The sequence below is a fragment of the Streptomyces sp. NBC_00557 genome (assembly GCF_036345995.1).
Lineage (GTDB): Bacteria > Actinomycetota > Actinomycetes > Streptomycetales > Streptomycetaceae > Streptomyces.
On the sequence record NZ_CP107797.1, the window covers coordinates 259,658 to 279,443 of the forward strand.

Consider the following 19,786-nt stretch of genomic DNA (forward strand, 5'->3'; position numbering starts at 1 on the left):
GTCAAGCCTGGCTTGCCTGCGGTGGGGGCGAGGATGCGGATTCCGGCCAGGGTGACGGGGGGGGGCGATGCGGTCGGCCCGCGGTTGGTGAGACCAATTCTTGACCCTTCGGAGCGCGTTGTGTTCGACTCGGTGAACATTGGCGTCAAGATTCGTCGGGAATGCGGAGCGCATGCATGCGTCTGGCTCTTTTCAATACGTGCGGAAAAATATCTGACGATCTTGTTCTGAGCTTCAACGGCCTGGCTCCGGACGAGTATGTGAAGTCACGGATCCCGTTTCGATTCCGGGCGTTCGGAACCGCTCGGATCGAGGGCGACGAGATCTTCTGGCAGGAGGATTCTGCTTTCCTGCAGAGCGAGGAAGTGAACACTTATGCGGGCGGCATCGAGCGGCGCTTCGGTCCGCTCGGAAAGCCGGTTCGTGAGTTCGCCGAGGAACTGGTCCGCGACCGTGGCGTCCGGAAGCTCATCGGGAGCGACGACTTCGTCATCGGCTGCCACCAGATCCGCATCGTCGCTGGTGACGGTCAGGTCGGCCTGCCCGCTCCAGAAGGTTTCCACCGCGACGGGTTCGACGGTGTCGCAGTGACCGTGGTCGCCGCCGAGAACGTGAGCGGTGGTATCTCGCTCGTCCGCGAAGGGGACGCAGAAGGCGATCTGCTGCTCGACCGCGTGATGGCGCCGGGTGAAACGCTCTATCTCGACGACCGCAGGGTCGTGCACTACGTCAGCCCCATCACTCCGAAATTCCCAGGCGCCATCGCCCACCGGGATGTGGTCGTGGTCACCTTCGACCTGACGAGAGAGAGGCAGCAGAGCGCGTGAGCATATCCGAGTACGCCATCCAGCACTGGCTTTTCGACGAGGCGCAGGGAAGGTACGACATCGACCTCGCGGAAAGCGGCGTGCAGTTCCAGCTCCTCGGCGATCTGGAAATTCAGCCGGAATGGGAGCTCGACTACAGCCTCGACCGCGGCCGGCCGCAGCTGCGGCGCGCGATCGCGGACATGTACGGCGGCGCGGCCGTCTCCGCCGATCACGTCGCCGTGACGCACGGCGCCCAGGAGGCGCTCTACCTGCTGTACCGCACGCTGCTCCGGGCCGGCGACCACGTGGTCACCACGAGCCCCGGCTGGCAGCAGGCCTGGGAGGTGCCCCGGCACATCGGATGCGACGTCACCGTGCTGCCCTGGCCGCCCGGCACCCGCTTCGACATTCAGGCGCTGGAACGGGCCCTGGGAACGCACACCCGGATGATCATCCTCAACAGCCCGGGGAATCCCTCCGGTTGCGTGCTCGGTCCCGACGACTTCACGGCCGTCATGGAGGTGGCGGCCGAGCGGGGCATCTGGGTGGTCAACGACGAGGAGTACCTGCTGGACTTCGGGGAGTCGGTGGTCCACCGGCACCCCCGGGCCATCTCGGTCTCGGGTCTGTCCAAGGTGTTCGGGATGCCCGCCCTGCGGCTGGGATGGGTGTGCGCCGCCGCCGACGTCGTCGAAGGAGTCGTCAACTACAAGCGCTACACCACGGTCTCGAACTCCCTGGTCTGGGAGCGTACGGCCGAGCTCGTGCTGCTGCGCCGCGCGGAGCACGTCGACCGCTACCGGCGCCTGGTGGAACCCGGTCTGCGGACCCTGCGGGAGTTCGCGCATCGGCACAGCGACACCGTGCGGCTGGTCCCGCCGCAGGGCACCCCCTTCGCCTGGGTGAACACCCTGGCCGCGTCCTCCTCCCGGGACATCGCCGAGCGGCTGCTGGAGCACCACCGGACGCTGGTGATGCCGGCCGAGGTCTTCGGCGCCGAGAAGGCACTCCGCGTCAGCTTCGCACGACCGGCGGAGGTCCTGGAGGAGGGCCTGGAACGACTCGGCAAGGTCCTCGCCGACATCGACTGACTCGTTGGCAGCGCAGGCCGGTGGCCGGGCCGACGCGCGCTTCCCCGTGGCGCCCGACGACCGGGCGTGTCCTGTGGACGGGACCGGAGCGGCGTGCCGCGGCCCGGAACCACGGCCCGGCCGGGCACGGTGGAGTGCCGGCCGGGCCGTGGCGCGGATGGGCGCTGGAGGCCAGGGAGTCGCCGAGGGCCCCCTGCTGGTGACCGAGGCCAACCCCTTCGCCCCCGCAGGCAACGTCACGTTCGACACCGCCGGGAGATGCCGCCGGTCCGACTCACCAGTGGCGTTGGGTGATCACCTCGGCGAGCGACGTGAGCGTCCGGGCGCCCTCGGGTTCCGGATCGGCCGCCGCCAGTGCCGCCAGGGCCCTGTCCCGCTGCCGTTGTGCCTCCTGTTCCGCCCAGGCGCGCCCGCCCGCCCGGTCGACCAGACGGGCGGCCTCGCGGATCTCGGCCTCACCGAGCGGCCCGGTCCCCGACAGGTACACCTCGGCAAGCCGCCAGGCCTCGGGCACGTCTGCGCGCAGCGCCGCCACGACCGGCAACGACTTCTTGCGCCGCCTGAGGTCCGCCCCGACCGGCTTGCCCGAGACCGAGCTGCGGCCCCAGATGCCCAGCAGGTCGTCGACGAGCTGGAAGGCCAGCCCCATGTGGTGTCCGAACCGGCGCAGGGCGTTCGTCTGCCGCGGTGTCGCCCGCGCCGCCAGCCCACCGAGCGCACACGCACTCGACAGCAGCGCGGCCGTCTTCCCGGCGGCCATGGCCAGGCACTCGTCGAGATCGACGTCCGTGCGCTGCTCGAAGGCCAGGTCCGCGCTCTGTCCGGCCACCAGGGCCAGCAGCGCGTCGCACAGCTCCCCGAGCATCGTGCGGTCCTCGGCCAGCACCTCCATCGCCACGACCAGCAGCGCGTCTCCCGTCAGCACGGCCTGCGCGTCGCCGAACAGGGACCACACCGCCGGGCGTTTGCGGCGCAGCGCGTCCCGGTCCATGAGGTCGTCGTGCACGAGCGAGAAGTTGTGGACCAGCTCGACACCCGCGGCCGCCGGTACCGCCTGCTCCGGATCGGCGCCCATGGCCCGCGCGGAGGCGACGACCAGCGCTCCGCGTATCCCCTTGCCCCAGTCTCCGGGGGCCGGGTTGCCCCCCTGGTCCCGCCAGCCGAAGTGGTACTCCGCCACGGCACGCGTCGGCTCGGGCAGCCGTCGTACGGCCTTGCGCAGGGCCGGTTCCGTCAGCTGCCGGACCTGGGACAGCAGACCCCACACGTCCTGCTCGGCGCTGACGGCGGTCACGGGCGCACGTCCATCAGGTCGGCCTCCAGGTAGCTGCGAGGATCGCCCTCCGCCGGACCGGACGCGTAGCGCTGCGTGCGCCGCGACCAGTCGAGGTTGCCGCGCATCCACGACCGCATCCCCGCCAGAGCGGGACGCAGCCACGGCACGTCGTCGGGGTGCTCCCGCAGCAGGCGCTCCTCGGCGGCCAGGAAGACCTCCGTGCGCTGCGCGATCGCGGCGCCCACCGCCTCCAGCGCCTGGCGCTCGTCGAGCCGGTGGTGGTGCTCCACGACGTGGACGAGGTTGTGGACCTCGCCCAGGGAACGCTCCTTGGACAGCGAGTGCACGTCGTTGACCCAGCACACGACGTCGCAGGCGGCGTCCAGCGCGGTGCGGAACGTGGGCGCGGTGTAGTCCTCGGCCGGGACCTCCACCCGCTCCACGATCTCGATGAGGTCCATGCACACGTAGATGGCGCCGGTGTGCCGCCGGTTGGCGATGTAGGAGTCCTCGGACGGCACGACCCCGCGCATCCGGTTCCCGGCCTCCCAGACGGTGGCCGCGGTCAGGCACTGCTCCAGATGGTCCGCGAACCTCCCGCGCCACGCCGGCGACGCCCGGCTCGCCGTACGGCGCCACAGGTCCGCGAGCGCGTCGGCCGCCGGGGGCAGGGGTGTGCCCCGCTCTGCGGACGGATCGTCGAGTATCCGCCGCATCAGGCGGACCGCCTGCGCCATGCGTTCCGGGGAGCGGCCGAAGTCCCCGTCGTCCAGCTGGTCGTCCACCAGGAAGAGCCACGCGAACCACTCGGCCATCAGCTTCAGCGTCTCCGCGTCGGCCGTCGGATAGACCAGTGCCGCGAACCAGCCGAAGTCCGCGCGTTCGAAGCGTTCCCGGGCGCGGGTACCGCGCAGGAGGCCGGTGTCCCGCGTCCAGATCGACAGGTGCTCACGGGCTTGTGGGGCGTGCGGGCTGACCGCGAAGGGGAACGGGCAGGCTACGTCGATCACAGCAGCTCCAGGGGAGAGGGGGTGGGGGGCTTCAGCGGCGTACGAGGCGGAGGTGGACCCCGCCGCGCGGGTGCAGTGTGATCAGCGGCTCCGGTTCCACGACGGGCGCACCGTCCGGCAGCAGCAGCCGGTGTCCGCGCGCCACCGTGGCGAGCGCCAGCGTCAGTTCGGTCAGGGCGAAGTGCTTGCCGATGCACACGCGCCGGCCGCTGCCGAAGGGGATGTAAGCGTGCTTCGGCCGCGCGGCCACGCGCTCCGGCGCGAAGTTCTCGGGGTCGAACCGATCCGGGTCCGGCCAGAACTCCGGGTGCCGATGCAGCAGATAGCTGTTGAGGAGCACGTTGCTGCCGGACGGGATGCGGTAGCCGGCGATGACGTCCTCTTCGCGCGCGTGCCGCATGGTCTGGTAGGCGGGGGAGTAGATACGCAGCGTTTCGTCGATGACCCTGCGGGTGTAGGTGAGCTGCGGCAGGTCCTCGAACCGCGGGACGCGCCCCGCGAGCACCTGGTCGACCTCGGCGTGCAGGCGCTGCTCTGCCTGCGGATGCCGTGCCAGCAGGTAGAACGCCCAGGAGAGGGTGTTGGTCGTGGTTTCGAAGGCGCCGATGCAGAGGTTGAGCACCTCGTGGTGGAGCTGTTCCAGGTCCATTGCGGTGCCGTCGTCGTCCACGCTGTGCAGGAGCAGCGTCAGCAGGTCCGGCCGCTGCGGGTTCGTCTGCCCGGCGCCCTCGCCGCTCAGTCGCTCGCGGATCACGCCGGATACGAAGTGGTCCATGTCGTCGATGGCGCGGCGCAGCCGACGGCGACGCGTGGTGGGCCAGCTCAGCGGCGGGAACGGGAACCGGAAGAACGAGCCGAGCACGTTGTTGGCGGCGGCGAAGGCGCGCTCGAAGGCCTGGGCGGCCCGGCTCACGTCGGCGCTGAACAGCGATCGGTTGACGATCCGCAGCGCCAGCTGGCCTATCTCGTCGGTGACGTCCAGGACGTCACCGGCGGAACGCGGGCGGCGCTCCCAGCGCTCCAGCATGCGCACGGTCTCACTCGTCATGTTCTCGGCGAACCCGGCGACCGTGCGCGGGGTGAAATGGGGCGCCATCATGCGCCGCTGGCGGCTCCACTGCTCCTTGTCGGCTATGGAGATCAGGCCGTTGCGGAGCACGGGTCTGACGACCTTGAAGATGGTCGCATCCTTGTCGTAGCGCTCCTCCCCGTCCACGAGGATGTGCTGGATGTGGTCGGGGTGGTTGGCCAGGACCATGGGGACACCGAGGGGACTGAACCGGAACAGGTCGCCGTGGCGGCGGATGTTCTCGGCCAGGAAGCCCAGCTGGTCGCGTTTGAAGGCGAGCGCGCCGCCGAACAGGTTGCGGGCTCCGGCGACGGGAAGTTCTCGCGGTGTCATGAGGCAGCGGCCCCTTGGGGGAAGAGGAGGCGGACGGTGGTCGCGGTGTGCGGGTGGGCGGCGCGGGGATGAACGGTGCGAGGGTGGGCGGCGCGGCGATTCCGCGTCCGCTCGCCGGCCGCTCGTGGCCGGTCATGGCGTCGGCTCCCGTCCCGGTCCGCGCAGTCCGGCCAGGAGCCGTACCCCCGGGCCCGTCATCAGCGTGGTCACCAGGGCGACCACGGTGAGCATGGCGAACATCTCGCCGTCGATGAGCCGGGCCTCGTGGCCGATGCCCAGCACCACCAGTTCGGTGAGTCCTCGTGCGTTCATCAACAGGCCGAGGGTCGCCGCCTCCCTGCGGCCCATCCCGCACAAGTGGGCGGCCAGGGCGACACCGCCGACCTTGGTGACGATCGCCACGGCCGTCAGCAGACAGGCGACGGCCAGCGTCTCGGCAGTGAGCGGCAGGTCGCCCAGATCCACGGACAGACCGAAGCCCAGGAAGAAGAACGGCAGGAGCAGGTGCGCCATGGTGCCGAGCGAGGGGACGACGGAGGTCTCGGGAGGCAGTGCCGCCGGCCAGGCGAGCCCGAAGAGGAAGGCCCCGATGAGCTGGTGGATTCCCAGCAGGGCCGTGATCCCCGCCGAACCCGCGATACCGACGACGGCGATCATCAGCACGAACGCGGCCTTCGGCGGCCGGTCGCCGTGGACCAGGTAACGGGCCAGTCCGGCGCGTACCGGACCGAGCAGGACGACGGCCGTCAGCAGCGTCAGGAGCACCGGCCGCCACAGCGAGGAAAGGTCACCGCCCTGGGCCAGGAGCAGGGTCGCCGTCAGCAGCAGCCAGCAGATGCCGTCACCGATGGCGGCGGAGAAGAGACTGAGGCGTCCCGTGCGCGTTCGGATCAGGTCCAGGTCGGTGAGGATGCGCGCGAGGACCGGGAAGGCCGTGATGCTGAGCGCGCAGCCGACGAAGAGGGCGAACGTGAGACTGTCACCGGCGGCGCCCGCGAACCGCGACGCCAGCGGCAGGGCGACGGCGGTGCCCGCCGCGAACGGCAGCACGAGAGAGGTCAGGGCGATCAGGCCGCCGTCGCGACCGGCCCGGTCACGGCTGTTGCGTACGACCTCCTGGCCGACGCCGAACATGAACAGCACGAGCCCGAGTTGGGCCAGCGCGTTGATGCCGGTGACAGCCGCCTGGGGGAAGAGCCAGGCCCGGACGGACGGGGCCAGGCGGTCCAGCACCGTCGGTCCGAGCGTGATGCCCGCCAGGAGTTCGCCGATGACCTGGGGCTGCCCGAGGCGTGCCGCGAGCAGGCCGGCCAGCCGGGCCGCGCCCACCACGACCGCGATGGCGAAGAACAGCGCCGCGGCCGCGTGGTTGTCGGGACTCCCGGCAGCCGCGCGGACCGGGCGGTCGCCGTGGGAGACCAGGAGCACGGCGGCGGCAAGCAGGGGCAGGACGACCAGCAGTCCGTAACCGAGGGCACGACGGCGGTCAGAGGAAGAACCCCCGCCGTCGCGGGCGGACGACTGGGAGGTGTCCTTCTCGACAGCACGTTGCGTCACATTCACCTCGTCCATGGGAGTCGGAGGGCCAGGAGCGCGCAGCGCTGCAACCAGCCTGGGCAGTCGCGTAGTTGGGAAAGCCGAGCAGGCTCCGCGACCTTGCCGGACGAAGCGTGAAGGTAGCGAACGGTCTGCTTCCGGGTCCAGGAATGTGCCGGCGGACAGGGCCGTCCGCACATGACGACGCCCACGTCGTCCGATGTGCCGGCGACGTGGGCGTCGATGCGCGAACACCCGTGGGCGAAGGGTGCCGTACGCGGGAACGCGGCAGGCCCAGGGGCCAGTGATCCGGTCCCCTCGGGGGTCGGCTAGGCGTTCTCCGGTACGGCTACGGCTACGGCCGCGCGGCGTTCGGCCGCCGTGAGTAACAGGGTCGGTGCGGTGGCCAGGACCGCCGTGGCGAGGACCCACCAGAAGGTGGTGCCGAAGGCGGAGGCCTGTGCCGTCGCACTGCCCGCGGAGCCGAGTTCGTTCTGCAGGACCACCGCGAACAGGGCCGTGCCCGTGGAGCCGCCCACGCGCTGCAGGATGCCGATCTGGATCGTGGCGTCGTTGACCTTGGCCGGAGGGATGACGCGGTAGGCGGCGGTGGTCGCGGGGATGGCGCACGCCCCGATCCCGAAGCCGCGGAAGACCATGGCCAGCCCCAGGAACCAGTAGGAGGAGTCCGCGTCGATGACCAGGAAGGGGACGGTGGCGACGGTGCTGACGGCGCCGCCGAGGAGGGCCGCCCGTCCGCTGCCCAGTTTGTCCGTCAGCCGGGCGCTGACCATCATCGCGAAACCGGCCCCGATGCCCTGGGGGATCAGCAGCAGGCCCGTGGCTACGGGGTCCTCGCCGCGCACGATCTGGAAGTAGAGCGGCATCAGGATGACCGATCCGAAGACCGCGGAGCCGAGGCAGACGTTGGTCAGCTGGGCCGCCGAATAGAGCTTGTTGCGGAACAGGCGGATGTCGACGAGGGGTTGAGCGGCCCGCAGCGCATGGAGGGCGAAGAGGGCGATCAGGACCACGCCGACGGCGAGCGAGACGAGCACCTGCGCGGACATCACGCGCGCGGTCGTACCGATCTCGGCGAGACCGTAGGTGAGGGCCGCGAATCCGAGGGACATCAGGAACAGGCCCGGGACGTCGAGCCGCCCGCCCTGCTGCGCGGTGTCCGCCGGAACCAGCCACTGGGCGAGGACGACGGTCAGCGCCCCGATCGGCACGTTGATGTAGAAGATCCAGTGCCAGCCCGCGTGTTCGACCAGGAAGCCGCCCAGCACGGGGCCGAACACCGGGGCGAGCAGGGTCGGGATCCCGCTGATGCTCATGACGCGGGCGAGACGCTCGGGACCCGCGAGCCGCACGATGATCATCGTGGCGATCGGCAGCGCGAGACCGCCGGCGGCGCCCTGGAGGGCGCGGAAGGCGATCAACTGCTCGACGTTCTGGGCGAGTCCGCAGGCCAGTGAGGCGACGGTGAAGCCGGCGATGGACAACACGTACACCCGCTTGGCCCCGAAGGTGGCCGCGGCCCAACCGCTCGCCGGGATCACGGCCGCGAGCCCCAGGAGGTAGGCCGTGACCAGCCACTGGATCGTGGCCAGCGACGTGTCGAGGTTGTCGGACAGGGAACGCAGGGCGACGTTGACGATCGTCGCGTCGAGGTACGTCATGACCGAGCCGAGCACGGTCACCAGGACGACCCGGCGTAACACGGGCGGGAAACGCAGGGGGGTGGGGGGAGAGGCGTTCATGCGCGATCCGCTTCCTTGCGTGTCGACGGCAGGCAGGACTTGGCAATGTTTGATTGACAAATCGAGTTTGTCAAGGCTGCCTTGCCATTCGGCGTCAGGCTCTCGTTCGGGACGGACGAATCTCTGACGTGCCGTCAGATCAGCTTGTGCGCATGTGAGTAGCTGGAATCCGGTCACTTCCCGCCAGGATCGAGCCATTGGTCGGCCGCCTGTGTTTGACGGGTCGACGCGCGGCGTCGAAGGCCCGAGTCGCGAGCGGGCTGTTTCTTTCCAGCCAACATCCAGCGTTGCTCTAATCGATTGCCAGTACGGGTCAATTCGAGGACGTGCTCAAGCAACGTGCACGTCGGGGGAGTCACGGTGATCCAACGGCCTTCTGACGACTTTCGCGTGGGCATGAGGCGCCTGGCCGGCGGGGTCTGCGTGATCAGCGGAAGCACGAAAAGCGGTGAGCCGTGCGGTCTTACGGCAACCGCCGTCTGCTCCCTCACGGCGGACCCTCCGTCGCTCGTCGCGTGCATCAACAAGGACACCCGTCTCGGGGCGGCCGTCCGGACGGCCCCGGCCTTCGCCGTCAACGTATTGTCCGCCCGGCAGCGGCCCGTCGCCGAGGCGTTCGCCGGACTGATCTCGGGAGTATGGGGCGAAGCCCGCTTCTCCTACGGGGAGTGGCGCGAGGAACGGCCGGGTGTGCCCTTGCTCGCGGATTCCCCGGCGAGTTTCGTCTGCGAACTCGACCAGGTCGTCGACCGCTCGACCCATCTTCTGCTGATCGGTCTTGTCGTGGACGTGCGTCTGGCCCCGCAGGAATCAAACCCGTTGCTCTATGTGGACCGTCAGTTCGTTCAGTCGACTCACAAGGTGGACTCCCCATGATTCCCTGGATCGATGCGTCGGCGACCAGATCGCCCGCCTTCACCTCCGCCCTGCACGGATTGGGTGACGAACTGGCGGCACATGGATTCACCTCCGATTCCGCCGCATCACTTCTCGGAGCGGCCGGCGATACGGACCTGTTGCGCAACTCCGCCCTCTACTCCCTCTGGTCACGAGACCGAGCAAACGAACTCTCCGCCGACCCGGCGGGCGTGCTGACGGAACTGTTCGTCAGGAACGGCGAGATCGCGCTCGACCTCTACGAGCGCCGGATCTCCCGTACCCTGCGCTCCGCGTTCGACGCCCTTGAAATCGTGCAGGACGCCGACGGAAAGATAAGCGCCCGTGTCTCCATCTCGCCGCTCGGGTCAGCGTATTACCTCTCGGATCAGTTGTTCGAGTGCCGGGCGGAATTCGACGGGTACCCGGTCATGGCCAAAAAGGCCGAAGGCGCCTTCGACCCGGTGATGCCCCCGCACGCCAGCACCCTGCTTCTGCTGCAGAACACCGCACCCCGCGGAAATCGACTCCTGGACGTGGGCACCGGGTCCGGTGTTCTGGCGCTGCACCGCTCCGACCGTTACGCGTCCGTGGCGGGTATCGACATCGATCCGCGAGCCGTGGCCTACGCCCGCCTGAACGCGCTTCTCGCCGGACGCGAAGCGGCCTTCGAGGTGGGGGACTTCCGCGCGGGACTGGAGGAGTTCGGTCCCGTCGACCACGTCCTGTTCAACGCGCCCGGCCGCGCCCCCGGCCGACCGGACCCGTCCGGGGACGCTCCCGTCCTCGACGCGTCAGGCCTCGTCAAGGATGTCGTCGAGTGCCTTCCCAAAGCGCTCGCCGCCCCTGGAGGGCTGGCCGAGATCCTCGTCATCGTCCCTGTGCCGCATCGCCTGCAGGGTGCCGAGGACGTGGTGGCGGAGTGGCTTGGCGGCCCCGCCCCGCTCGCCGGAGTGAAGGTGACCGAGGTGGCCGACCCCGCCCTCAGCGTCCCCGCCGACGCCATCGACAGACTCCGCATCCAGCCCGGCTGTCTGCTCGCCGGCGACCGCGCGGAAGCGGAGTCCCTGGTGAGGTCCCTCAAGAGGGGCGGTATCCGCAACGTCACACCGGCCATCGTCTCGATTTCTTCCTGAGCCGGTCTGTTCCAGTACAGCAATGAACGGGGGAATTCCCATGAACGTACGACGCCCCGGTGTCTCTTCGGTGAAGGTGCAGAAGAAACGCACCAGCCTGACCTTTCCACGGGCCGTTCCCCTCGAGGCATGGATCTCGATCGGTGTCGAAATATTCTCCATCACGGACGCCTCGTCCTGGTGGCTCGGCGACTGGCTCATCTACGGGCAGAACCGGTACCCGGACCGGTACAAACGAGCAATCGAGGCGAGCTCGCTCCACTACAAGACACTGCGGAACTACGCCTGGGTGGCAAGGAAGTTCGACGTGTCCCGTCGACGGGACACGCTGAGCATGCAACACCACGCCGAAGTCGCGGCCCTGACCGAGGAAGAACAGGAGCTGTGGCTCGACCGTGCCGAGCAGGAGGGATGGTCCGTCACCGAACTGCGCCGGAATATCAAGGAAAGCAAGGCGACCGGCGACAGAATCCAGGACGTCACCGCTGCCACCGTCACGCTCAAAGCGCCGGCCGAACGAATGCGGCGCTGGGAACAAGCCGCGAGCAGAGCCGGAACCTCACTCGACGAGTGGATTCAGCGAGTACTCGACAGGGAAGCGGTGGAGCTTCTTCAGCATGGCGATCTCGTCGGTGTCGGTCAACGGCACCTGCCCCTCTGAACCTTGACGCCCGAGAAGGGCCATAAATAGCATCCGCTGTCGCTGGTCACAGCCTACTCCGGCGTGTGGAATGAGGTATCGGGATGATGGGTGGAGACGAATACTCCGTGGTGGTCAACCACGAGGAGCAGTACTCGATCTGGCCAAAGGAAAAGGAATTGCCAACGGGGTGGCGTGAGGCGGGATTCAGTGGTCCGAAGGAGGACTGCCTCGCCCATATCGAAAACGTGTGGACCGACATACGGCCGTTGAGCGTGCGCAAGGCCGTCGCAGCGAGCACGGCTCAGGAGGGCTGAGCGGAAATGCCGGATCGGTCTCTGCTCCACGAGTTGGTTTCCGACCAGGCGCGGATTTCTCCCGAATCGGTTGCCGTGGTCTGCGGAACGGAACAGATCAGCTATGGCGAACTCGACGGGCGCGCCAGTCGACTGGCCCGATTCCTGCGCGAGCGGGGAGCCGGACCGGAAACGGTGGTCGGGCTGTGCCTGGAGCGGGGGATCGACCAGGTGGTGGCTCTGCTCGCCGTCATGAAGGCGGGCGGTGCCTACCTGCCGCTGGACCCGGCGGATCCACCGGACCGCGTGGCCTTCATGCTCGCGGACGCCGGCGCCCCCCTGGTCCTGAGCCGATCCGGCATCACCTCCCCCTGGCCCGACGGTCCGTGGACGGTGGTCGACGTCGACGACACCGCGGACGAGGTCGCGCGGTACTCCGCGTCACCCCTCGACACCCGCGGCGACGCCGACAACGCCATCTACGTGATCTACACGTCCGGATCCACCGGCACCCCCAAGGGCGTCGTCGTCCCGCACCGCGCGGTCGTCAACCTCGCCCGGGCGCAGCGCACGCTGTACCGGCACGGTCCGGGGGAGCGTGTGCTCCAGCTGGCCCCGGTGCGGTTCGACGCCAGCGTCTTCGACTTCTGCCTCGCCCTGTGCAACGGCGGCACCCTGGTCCTGCTGCCGCCGGACACCGTCGGCTCCGGCGGCGACCTGTTGCACGTACTGGAGAAGTACGAGGTCACCACGGCCGCCGTGCTCTCCGCCGCGCTGCAGTCCATGCCGCGGGCCGAACTCCCGCGGCTGCGGCAGCTGATCTCCGGCGGTGAGGCCGTGCCACCGGAGGTCGCCGACCACTGGGCGAGGGGCCGCGTCTTCGTCAGCGCCTACGGCCCCACCGAGGCCACGGTCATCTGCACCAGCGGCGAGGTGTCGCCGCCGGTCCGCGACTACCCGTCGATCGGCGTCGCCCTCCCCGGTACCACCGTCCACGTGCTCGACGCGGACATGCGACCGGTCGCAGCGGGTCGGCGAGGCGAGATCTACGTCGGCGGAGCGGGCGTCGCCCGGGGATACGTCGGCCGCCCGGCCCAGACGGCGGACCGCTTCGTGCCGGACCCCTTCTCCGGCGAACCCGGCGCCCGGCTCTACCGCACCGGGGACTACGGCAGCCGCTCCGAGGACGGCACCGTCACCTTCCTCGGCCGCGTGGACGACCAGGTGAAGATCCGGGGTTTCCGCGTCGAACTGGGAGAGGTCGAGGCGCACGTCCTGGCCCACCCGGACGTCCGGGAGGCCGCGGTCACGGCGCGCGAGGACACGCCCGGCGACAAACGGCTGGTCGCCTACGTCGTCGCCGCCGACGGCGCCCTCCCTCAGGCGCGGCTCAGGTCCGACCTGCGGGACCGGCTGCCCGACTACATGGTGCCCTCCGCGGTGGTGGTCCTCCCCGAACTGCCGAAGACGGCCAGCGGCAAGGTGGACCGGCAGGCGCTGCCCCGGCCGAGCGGCTCCCGGGCCGAAGACGCCGTCGCCCCCGTCGCCGCCCGGACACCCGTGCAGGAGACCATCGCCGCCATCTGGGCGGAGGTCCTCGGCGTCGAACAAGTCGGTCTCGACGACGACTTCTACGACCTGGGCGGTCACTCGCTGCTGGCCGCCCAGGTCATGGCCCGGGTACGGGAGGCGTTCGGTGTCGACCTGCAGATCTCCGCGCTGCTCGACGGGCCGGACGTGGACCGGCTCGCCGCACGGGTGGAGTCCGCCCGTGCGGACGGCACGGACGGATCCGGGCCGGGCGAGACGGACGGGCCCGTCCGGTTCTACGACGGTGATCTCGCGCACGAGCGGGAGCTGCCGCTCTCGTTCGACCAGGAACGGCTGTGGTACCTGAGCGAACTCGCCGCCGGACAGCCCTTCTACAACGTGGCGCTCGCCTTCCGCCTGCGCGGACAACTCGATCTGCCGCGGCTCACCGGGGCGCTGGACACCCTGGCCGAGCGGCACGCCGTACTGCGCACGTCGTTCGGCCGCGTCGACGGCGTACCCCGTCAGGTCGTACAACCGGCCGCTCCCGTTTCCCTGGAGACCGTCGACGTCCCCGACCTCGACGCGGCCCGCGAAACCACCCGCACCTGGCTGTTGCGCCCCTTCGACCTGGAGGCGGGACCGCCGGTCCGCTACGGGCTGCTGAGGCTGGCCGGCGGTGAGCACGTCCTGCTGTTCGTGGTGCACCACATCCTCGCCGACGGCTGGTCGATGTCCCTGCTGTGCGAGGAGCTCTCCGCCCTTTACGCGGGAGCCGAACTCGCCCCGCTCGACCTGCAGTTCGCCGACTACGCGCGCTGGCAACGGGAGCGGCTGGAGAGCGGGGCGCTGGACGGGCAGCGCGCCTACTGGAAGGAGCGCCTGGCCGGGCTCGTCCCGCTGGAGGTGCCCACGGACCACCCGCGTCCCGCGGCGCTCAGCTACGCGGGGAACCGGCTGACGTTCCAGCTGCCCGACGACCTCGTCGAGGAGCTGGAGACCGTGGCCAAGCGTGCGTCGGCCACGCTCTTCATGGTGCTGCTCGCCGCCTTCGACGCGCTGCTCAGCCACTGGTCGGGGCAGCCGGACATCGCCGTCGGAGTCCCGGTGGCGGGCCGGTCGCACCGCAGGCTGGAGTCCCTGATGGGCTTCCTCGTCAACACCGTGGTGCTGCGCACCTCCTGCGCCGGCGACCCCACGCTCGCGGAGCTGCTGGAGCGCGTGCGGGGCGACGCCCACGCGGCCTTCGACCACCAGGAGCTGCCGTTCGAGAAGCTCGTCGAGGACCTGGCCCCGGTACGGGACCTGAGCCGCAACCCGCTCGTCCAGGTCCTCTTCCACGTCGCGGGCGCCCGCGAGGCCGGGGCGGGCGGACTCGACCTGCCCGGCATCGAGGCCGAGTCGTTCGAGGTGGACGTCCTGACCACCCGGCTCGACCTGGAGATGCAGGTGGCGCAGGACGCCTCCGGCACCTGGTCGGGGCAACTCGTGTACTCCACCGAGCTGTTCGACGAGCCGACCATGCGCCGGCTGTGGGCGCGGTACGTCCGGGTGCTCCGGCAGTTCGCGGCCGCACCGCACCTGCCGCTGTCCCGGCTGGACCTGCTCTCCGAGGAGGAGCGGCACGACGTCGTCTCCGGGTTCAACCGGACCGAGCGCCCGGTCCCCGACCTCCCCCTGCACGAGCTCGTCGCCGCACAGGCCCGGCGTACGCCGGACCGCGTGGCCGTCGTCCGCGGGGACACCTCGATCAGCTACGCGGAGCTCGACGCCCGCGCCGACCGGCTGGCCTGGACGCTGTACGATCACGGGCTGCGGCCCGACTCCGTGGTGGGCGTGTGCCTCGACCGCGGCATCGACTCGGTCGTCGCCCAGCTCGCCGTCCTCAAGGCCGGCGGCGCCTTCCTCCCGCTGTCCCCGGGCGACCCCGCCGACCGCCTCGCCTACATGATCGGTACGGCGGGCGCCTCGCTGGTCGTCTCCGCGCCGGACGTCGCCCAGGACTGGGCGGCGCCGACCGGGTGCCGGGTCGTCGACGTGCACACCTCGGGGCAGGAGCGCCCGGGACCGCCGCCCGTCGCGGTCGGCCCCGACCACTGCGCGTACGTCATCTTCACCTCCGGCTCCACGGGCCGGCCCAAGGGCGTCATGGTGCCGCACCGCGGCATCGTCAACATCGCGCTGTCCTCGGCACGCACCTGGGGCGTCGAGAGCGGCACCAAGGTCGGCCAGGCGGTCTCGCCCGTCTTCGACGTGTCGGTGCTCGACGTCTACGTCGCCCTCGTCAGCGGTGCCGAGCTGCACCTGGCGACCGCCGACGACACCTCGGGGCCCGGCCTGGAACGGTTCATCAGGAAGTCCGGCATCGAGATCATCCAGACCGTGCCCGCCCTGTGGTCCGGCCTCGACCCGGACTCCGGCGTGCGGCTGCGCACCCTGGTCATCGGCGGCGAACAGCTGCCGGCGCAGACCCTGCGCCGCTGGACGGGCCGGATAGACACCGTCCACCACGTCTACGGACTGACCGAGCTGTCGGTCATCTCGACGCAGGCCACGTACCTCCCCGCGGCACTCGGGGACGACGACGGAGCGCTGCCGGTCGGCGGCCCCGTCGACAACACCCGGGTCTACCTCCTCGACGACCGGCTCCAGCCGGTCCCCGTCGGAGCCCGGGGCGAGATCTGCGTCGGCGGCATCGGCGTGGCCCGCGGGTACGCCGGGCAGCCCGCGCTGACGGCGGAACGGTTCGTGCCCGACCCGTTCGACGGCCGGCCCGGCGCTCGCCTCTACCGCACGGGTGACTTCGGCCGGTGGACCGCCAGCGGTTCGGTGGAGTTCCTGGGGCGTGCCGACGACCAGGTGAAGATCCGCGGCTTCCGCGTGGAACTCGGCGAGATCGAGGCCCAGTTGCTGCGGCACCCCGGGATCCGTGAGACCGCGGTGATCGCCCGGGAGGACACCCCGGGCGACCGGCGCCTGGTCGCCTACGTGGTCCCCGCCGGAGCGAGCGTCGCCGAGCAGGAACTGCGTACCCACGTCCGCGACCGGCTGCCGCACTACATGGTCCCGTCCGCGTTCGTCACCCTGACGGAGCTGCCGAAGACCACCAGCGGCAAGGCCGACCGGCGCGCCCTGCCCAGGCCCGCGGCGCCGTCCGCCGAAACCCCGGCTCCCGTCGGGTCGGGGGTGCGGGCGGTGGTGGCCGGCATCTGGGCCGAGGTTTTGGGTGTGGAGTCGGTGGGGGCGCAGGACAACTTCTTTGATCTGGGCGGGCATTCGTTGCTGGCGGCGCAGGTGGTGTCGCGGCTGCGGGATGAGTTCGGGGTCGAGTTGGAGTTGTCGGCGTTGCTGGAGAGCCCGACGCTCGAGGAGCTGTCCGACCGCGTCGAGGCTGCCGGCGGCCGGGTGGAGGTTGTTCCGGCCGGGTCGGTGCGGGCGGTGGTGGCCGGCATCTGGGCCGAGGTTTTGGGTGTGGAGTCGGTGGGGGCGCAGGACAACTTCTTTGATCTGGGCGGGCATTCGTTGCTGGCGGCGCAGGTGGTGTCGCGGCTGCGGGATGAGTTCGGGGTCGAGTTGGAGTTGTCGGCGCTGCTGGAGAGCCCGACGCTCGAGGAGCTGTCCGACCGCGTCGAGGCGGCCGGCGGCCGGGTGGAGGGCGCCGGCCCGGCACGGGTGTTCCACGGCGACCTCGTCGGGCGCACCGACCTGCCGATGTCCTTCGGCCAGGAACGGCTGTGGTTCCTCGGCGAACTCGCGCCCGACCAGCCCTTCTACAACGTCGCCCTCGGCTTCCGGCTGCGCGGCCCCGTGGACGTGGCACGCCTGTCCCGGGCGCTGACCACCGTCGCCGAACGGCACACCGTCCTGCGCACCACGTTCGGCCGCGTCGGCGGAGTGCCGCGCCAGCTGGTGCGCCCCGCTGCCCCGGTCGACGTCCAGGTGGTCGACGTGGCCGACGCCGACGAGGCCCGGGTGCTCGGCGAGCGCTTCGGCCGGGACCTGTTCGACCTCACCGCCGACCAGCTCCTGCGCGCCCGCCTGTACCGGGTCGGCGCCGACGACCACGTGCTCGTCATCGCCTCGCACCACATCGCCGCCGACGGCTGGTCCCTGTCGGTGCTGACCGACGAACTCGAGACTCTGTACGCCGGTGGCGCACCCAGGACCCTGGACGTCCAGTTCGCCGACGTCGCCGAGTGGCAGCGCCGCAGGCTGCGCGGTCCCGTGCTGGAGGAGCTGACGTCCTACTGGACGAAGCGGCTCGCCGGTCTGGAGCCGCTGGAGCTGCCCACCGACCGACCGCGGCCCCCCACGCTCAACTACGTCGGCCACCGGCTCGACTTCACCGTGCCGGCCGACCTGATCGCTTCCCTGGAGGGCGTCGCCAAGCGCGGCTCGGCCACCCTGTTCATGGTGTTCCTCGCGGCTTTCGACGCACTGCTCAGCCGCTGGTCCGGAGCCTCGGACGTGGCCGTGGGCGTACCGGTGGCCGGACGGTCGTACCGCGAACTGGAGCACCTGATCGGCTTCTTCGCCAACTGGCTGGTGCTGCGCACCGACTGCGACGGCGATCCGACGTACCTCGAACTGCTGGCCCGGGTGCGCGAGGGCGTGCACGACGCCCTCAACCACCAGGAACTGCCCTTCGAGAAACTGGTCGAGGAACTGGCCCCGGTGCGTGACCTGAGCCGCAACCCGCTGGTCCAAGTGCTCTTCCAGGTGGTCCAGCCGACCGACTCCGGCTCGGCCGCCGCCGCCCGGCTCGGCCTGGACGGCCTCGACGTCGACCCCTTCCACCTGGACCTGGTCACCACCCGCGCCGACCTGGAGCTCCACCTCATCGAGGAGGACGGCGGCGACTGGCACGGGCTGGTCGTCTACTCCGCCGACCTCTTCGACGCGGTCACGATGCGCCGCCTCTGGGACCGGTACCTGCTGATCCTCCGCCAGATCGCGGCCGACCCCGCGCTGCGCCTGTCCCGCCTCGACCTGCTGACCGACGAGGAACAGCAGCTGCTCACCGACGCGTTCGGACGCCGGGGCACGGACACGCCCGCGCCGCTCGTGCAGGAACGCGTCGTCGACCGGGCGCGTTCCGCCCCCGGCGCGCTCGCCCTGGTGGCGGGCGAGGAGAGCCTCACGTACGGCGAACTCCTCGACCGGGCCTCCGGTCTCGCCGCGGCGCTCGTGGACCACGGCGTTGGCCCGGAAACGGTGGTCGGAGTCTGCGCGGAGCCGTCCGCCGACTCCGTCGTCGGCGGGCTGGCGGTACTCCTGGCCGGTGGCGCCGTACTGCCGTTGGACCCCGCCGCCTCCACGCAGCGGCGCGAGCGGATCATGCGGGAGGCGGGCGCCGGCGTTCTGCTCACCGAAACCCCCGCCGACGGGGCCACGCCGTGGACGCAGCTCGGCCTGCGGGCCCACGCCGACGGCACGCGGCCCCAGGTGACCGTGTCCGCAGAGAGCACCGCGTTCGTCGCCGTGGCACGCGGCGGCACCCGGATGCCGCTGTCGCACCACGCCCTCGCCGCCCGGATCGCCGGATGCATCGACGCCCACTCCCTGACACCCGAGGACCGCCTGGGACTGCTGCCGGAGGAGGCGCAAGCCGACTCGGGCGCCCGGCTGTGGGCCGCCCTCGCCGCCGGCGCCACCGTGGTGATCGGCCCGGACCAGACGGCCCGCACCGCACAGGGCAGCGCCGCCTGGCCGGCCGGCCACGACGTCACGGTGGCCGTCCTGGACCCGGCGTCGGCCAGGGACCTGTCGTACGGCTCGCGCCCGCAGGACACGACGCCGCGGCTGGTGATCACCCGGGGCGGCCGGCCGGAGCCCGGGGCCACCGCCCCGCCCTTCGACGTGGCCGACGAGTACCGGCCCGACGAGAGCGGACCGGTCTGCGTCAACGGCAGGCTCGTCGGCGACCTGCGGGTCCACGTGCTCGACGAGGAACTGAGGCCCGTACCGATCGGCACCACCGGTCAGGTGTACGTCGCCGGCCCCGGTCTCGCCCACGGCTACGCGGGCCGGGCGTCGAGGACCGCGGCGGCGTTCGTGCCCGACCCGTTCTCCGGCGTTCCCGGCTCCCGGATGCTGGCCACCGGCGACCGCGGCCGCTGGAACAACGACGGCACCCTGGCCGTCCTCCCCGCCACTCCCGCCGCCCCCCGGGCCACTACGGCCCGCAACCGGATGCAGGAGGCCGTGGCCGAGGTCTGGGCCGAGGTCCTCGGCCGCGGCTCGGTCGGAATCTACGACGACTTCTACGCCCTCGGCGGTGACGAGGAGCGGGCGGCCGCCATCTCCAGCCGGCTCACCGCCCGGCTCGGACTCCCCATCGACCCACGCATGGTTCTGGAACGCCGGACCATCGCCGAGTTCACGGCCGACGCGCGCGTCAGGGCCGGGGCCTGAAACGCCG

The 19,786-nt window shown here is 70.8% G+C and carries 12 protein-coding genes; 7 read left to right on the forward strand and 5 right to left on the reverse strand.

From position 1 onward, the window contains the following. Positions 1-176 precede the first annotated feature (176 nt). Together OG956_RS39840 and OG956_RS39845 are read left to right on the forward strand one after the other, a co-directional pair. A complete protein-coding gene (locus OG956_RS39840) occupies positions 177-827 on the forward strand; it encodes a 2OG-Fe dioxygenase family protein (protein ID WP_330343245.1) in 651 nt (216 codons plus the stop codon). Further along, positions 824-1,900 (forward strand): pyridoxal phosphate-dependent aminotransferase, encoded by a 1,077-nt coding sequence (locus tag OG956_RS39845; RefSeq protein WP_330343246.1) that lies wholly within the window; start codon positions 824-826, stop codon positions 1,898-1,900. The genes OG956_RS39840 and OG956_RS39845 overlap by 4 nt, the downstream gene beginning before the upstream one ends. A 274-nt stretch (positions 1,901-2,174) precedes the next feature. Here OG956_RS39845 and OG956_RS39850 read toward each other — a convergent pair whose 3' ends face one another. The 5 genes from OG956_RS39850 to OG956_RS39870 all read right to left on the reverse strand — a co-directional run bounded on the left by OG956_RS39850 (position 2,175) and on the right by OG956_RS39870 (position 8,887). Beyond that, entirely contained in the window at positions 2,175-3,194 is a 1,020-nt protein-coding gene (locus tag OG956_RS39850) for a polyprenyl synthetase family protein (protein WP_330343247.1), read from the reverse strand. Then, a complete protein-coding gene (locus tag OG956_RS39855) occupies positions 3,191-4,186 on the reverse strand; it encodes a terpene synthase family protein (protein ID WP_330343248.1) in 996 nt (331 codons plus the stop codon). The genes OG956_RS39850 and OG956_RS39855 overlap by 4 nt, the downstream gene beginning before the upstream one ends. 31 nt (positions 4,187-4,217) lie before the next feature. Then, entirely contained in the window at positions 4,218-5,588 is a 1,371-nt protein-coding gene (locus OG956_RS39860; protein ID WP_330343249.1) for a cytochrome P450, read from the reverse strand. Between the two features lie 132 nt (positions 5,589-5,720). Beyond that, complete coding sequence (locus OG956_RS39865) at positions 5,721-7,145, reverse strand: cation:proton antiporter domain-containing protein (RefSeq protein WP_330343250.1); 1,425 nt, start codon at positions 7,143-7,145, stop codon at positions 5,721-5,723. Between the two features lie 308 nt (positions 7,146-7,453). Further along, positions 7,454-8,887 (reverse strand): DHA2 family efflux MFS transporter permease subunit, encoded by a 1,434-nt coding sequence (locus OG956_RS39870; RefSeq protein ID WP_330343251.1) that lies wholly within the window; start codon positions 8,885-8,887, stop codon positions 7,454-7,456. Between the two features lie 360 nt (positions 8,888-9,247). Between OG956_RS39870 and OG956_RS39875 the strand changes: the two genes are divergently transcribed. The 5 genes from OG956_RS39875 to OG956_RS39895 all read left to right on the forward strand — a co-directional run bounded on the left by OG956_RS39875 (position 9,248) and on the right by OG956_RS39895 (position 19,779). Continuing rightward, positions 9,248-9,763, forward strand: coding sequence for a flavin reductase family protein (locus OG956_RS39875; RefSeq protein WP_330343252.1), 516 nt, complete (start codon positions 9,248-9,250; stop codon positions 9,761-9,763). Beyond that, the gene (locus tag OG956_RS39880) at positions 9,760-10,899 is read left to right on the forward strand and encodes a 50S ribosomal protein L11 methyltransferase (protein ID WP_330343253.1); all 1,140 of its coding nucleotides are present in this window, start codon (positions 9,760-9,762) and stop codon (positions 10,897-10,899) included. Before OG956_RS39875 ends, OG956_RS39880 begins: the two co-directional genes overlap by 4 nt. A gap of 40 nt (positions 10,900-10,939) precedes the next feature. Then, positions 10,940-11,560, forward strand: coding sequence for an LmbU family transcriptional regulator (locus tag OG956_RS39885; RefSeq protein WP_330343254.1), 621 nt, complete (start codon positions 10,940-10,942; stop codon positions 11,558-11,560). Between the two features lie 83 nt (positions 11,561-11,643). Then, positions 11,644-11,856: an MbtH family protein gene (locus OG956_RS39890; RefSeq protein ID WP_330343255.1), complete on the forward strand. Its 213-nt coding sequence runs from the start codon at positions 11,644-11,646 to the stop codon at positions 11,854-11,856. 6 nt (positions 11,857-11,862) lie between these two features. After that, positions 11,863-19,779, forward strand: a complete 7,917-nt coding sequence (locus tag OG956_RS39895; RefSeq protein ID WP_330343256.1) for an amino acid adenylation domain-containing protein — start codon at positions 11,863-11,865, stop codon at positions 19,777-19,779. The last annotated feature ends 7 nt before the right edge of the window (positions 19,780-19,786 follow it).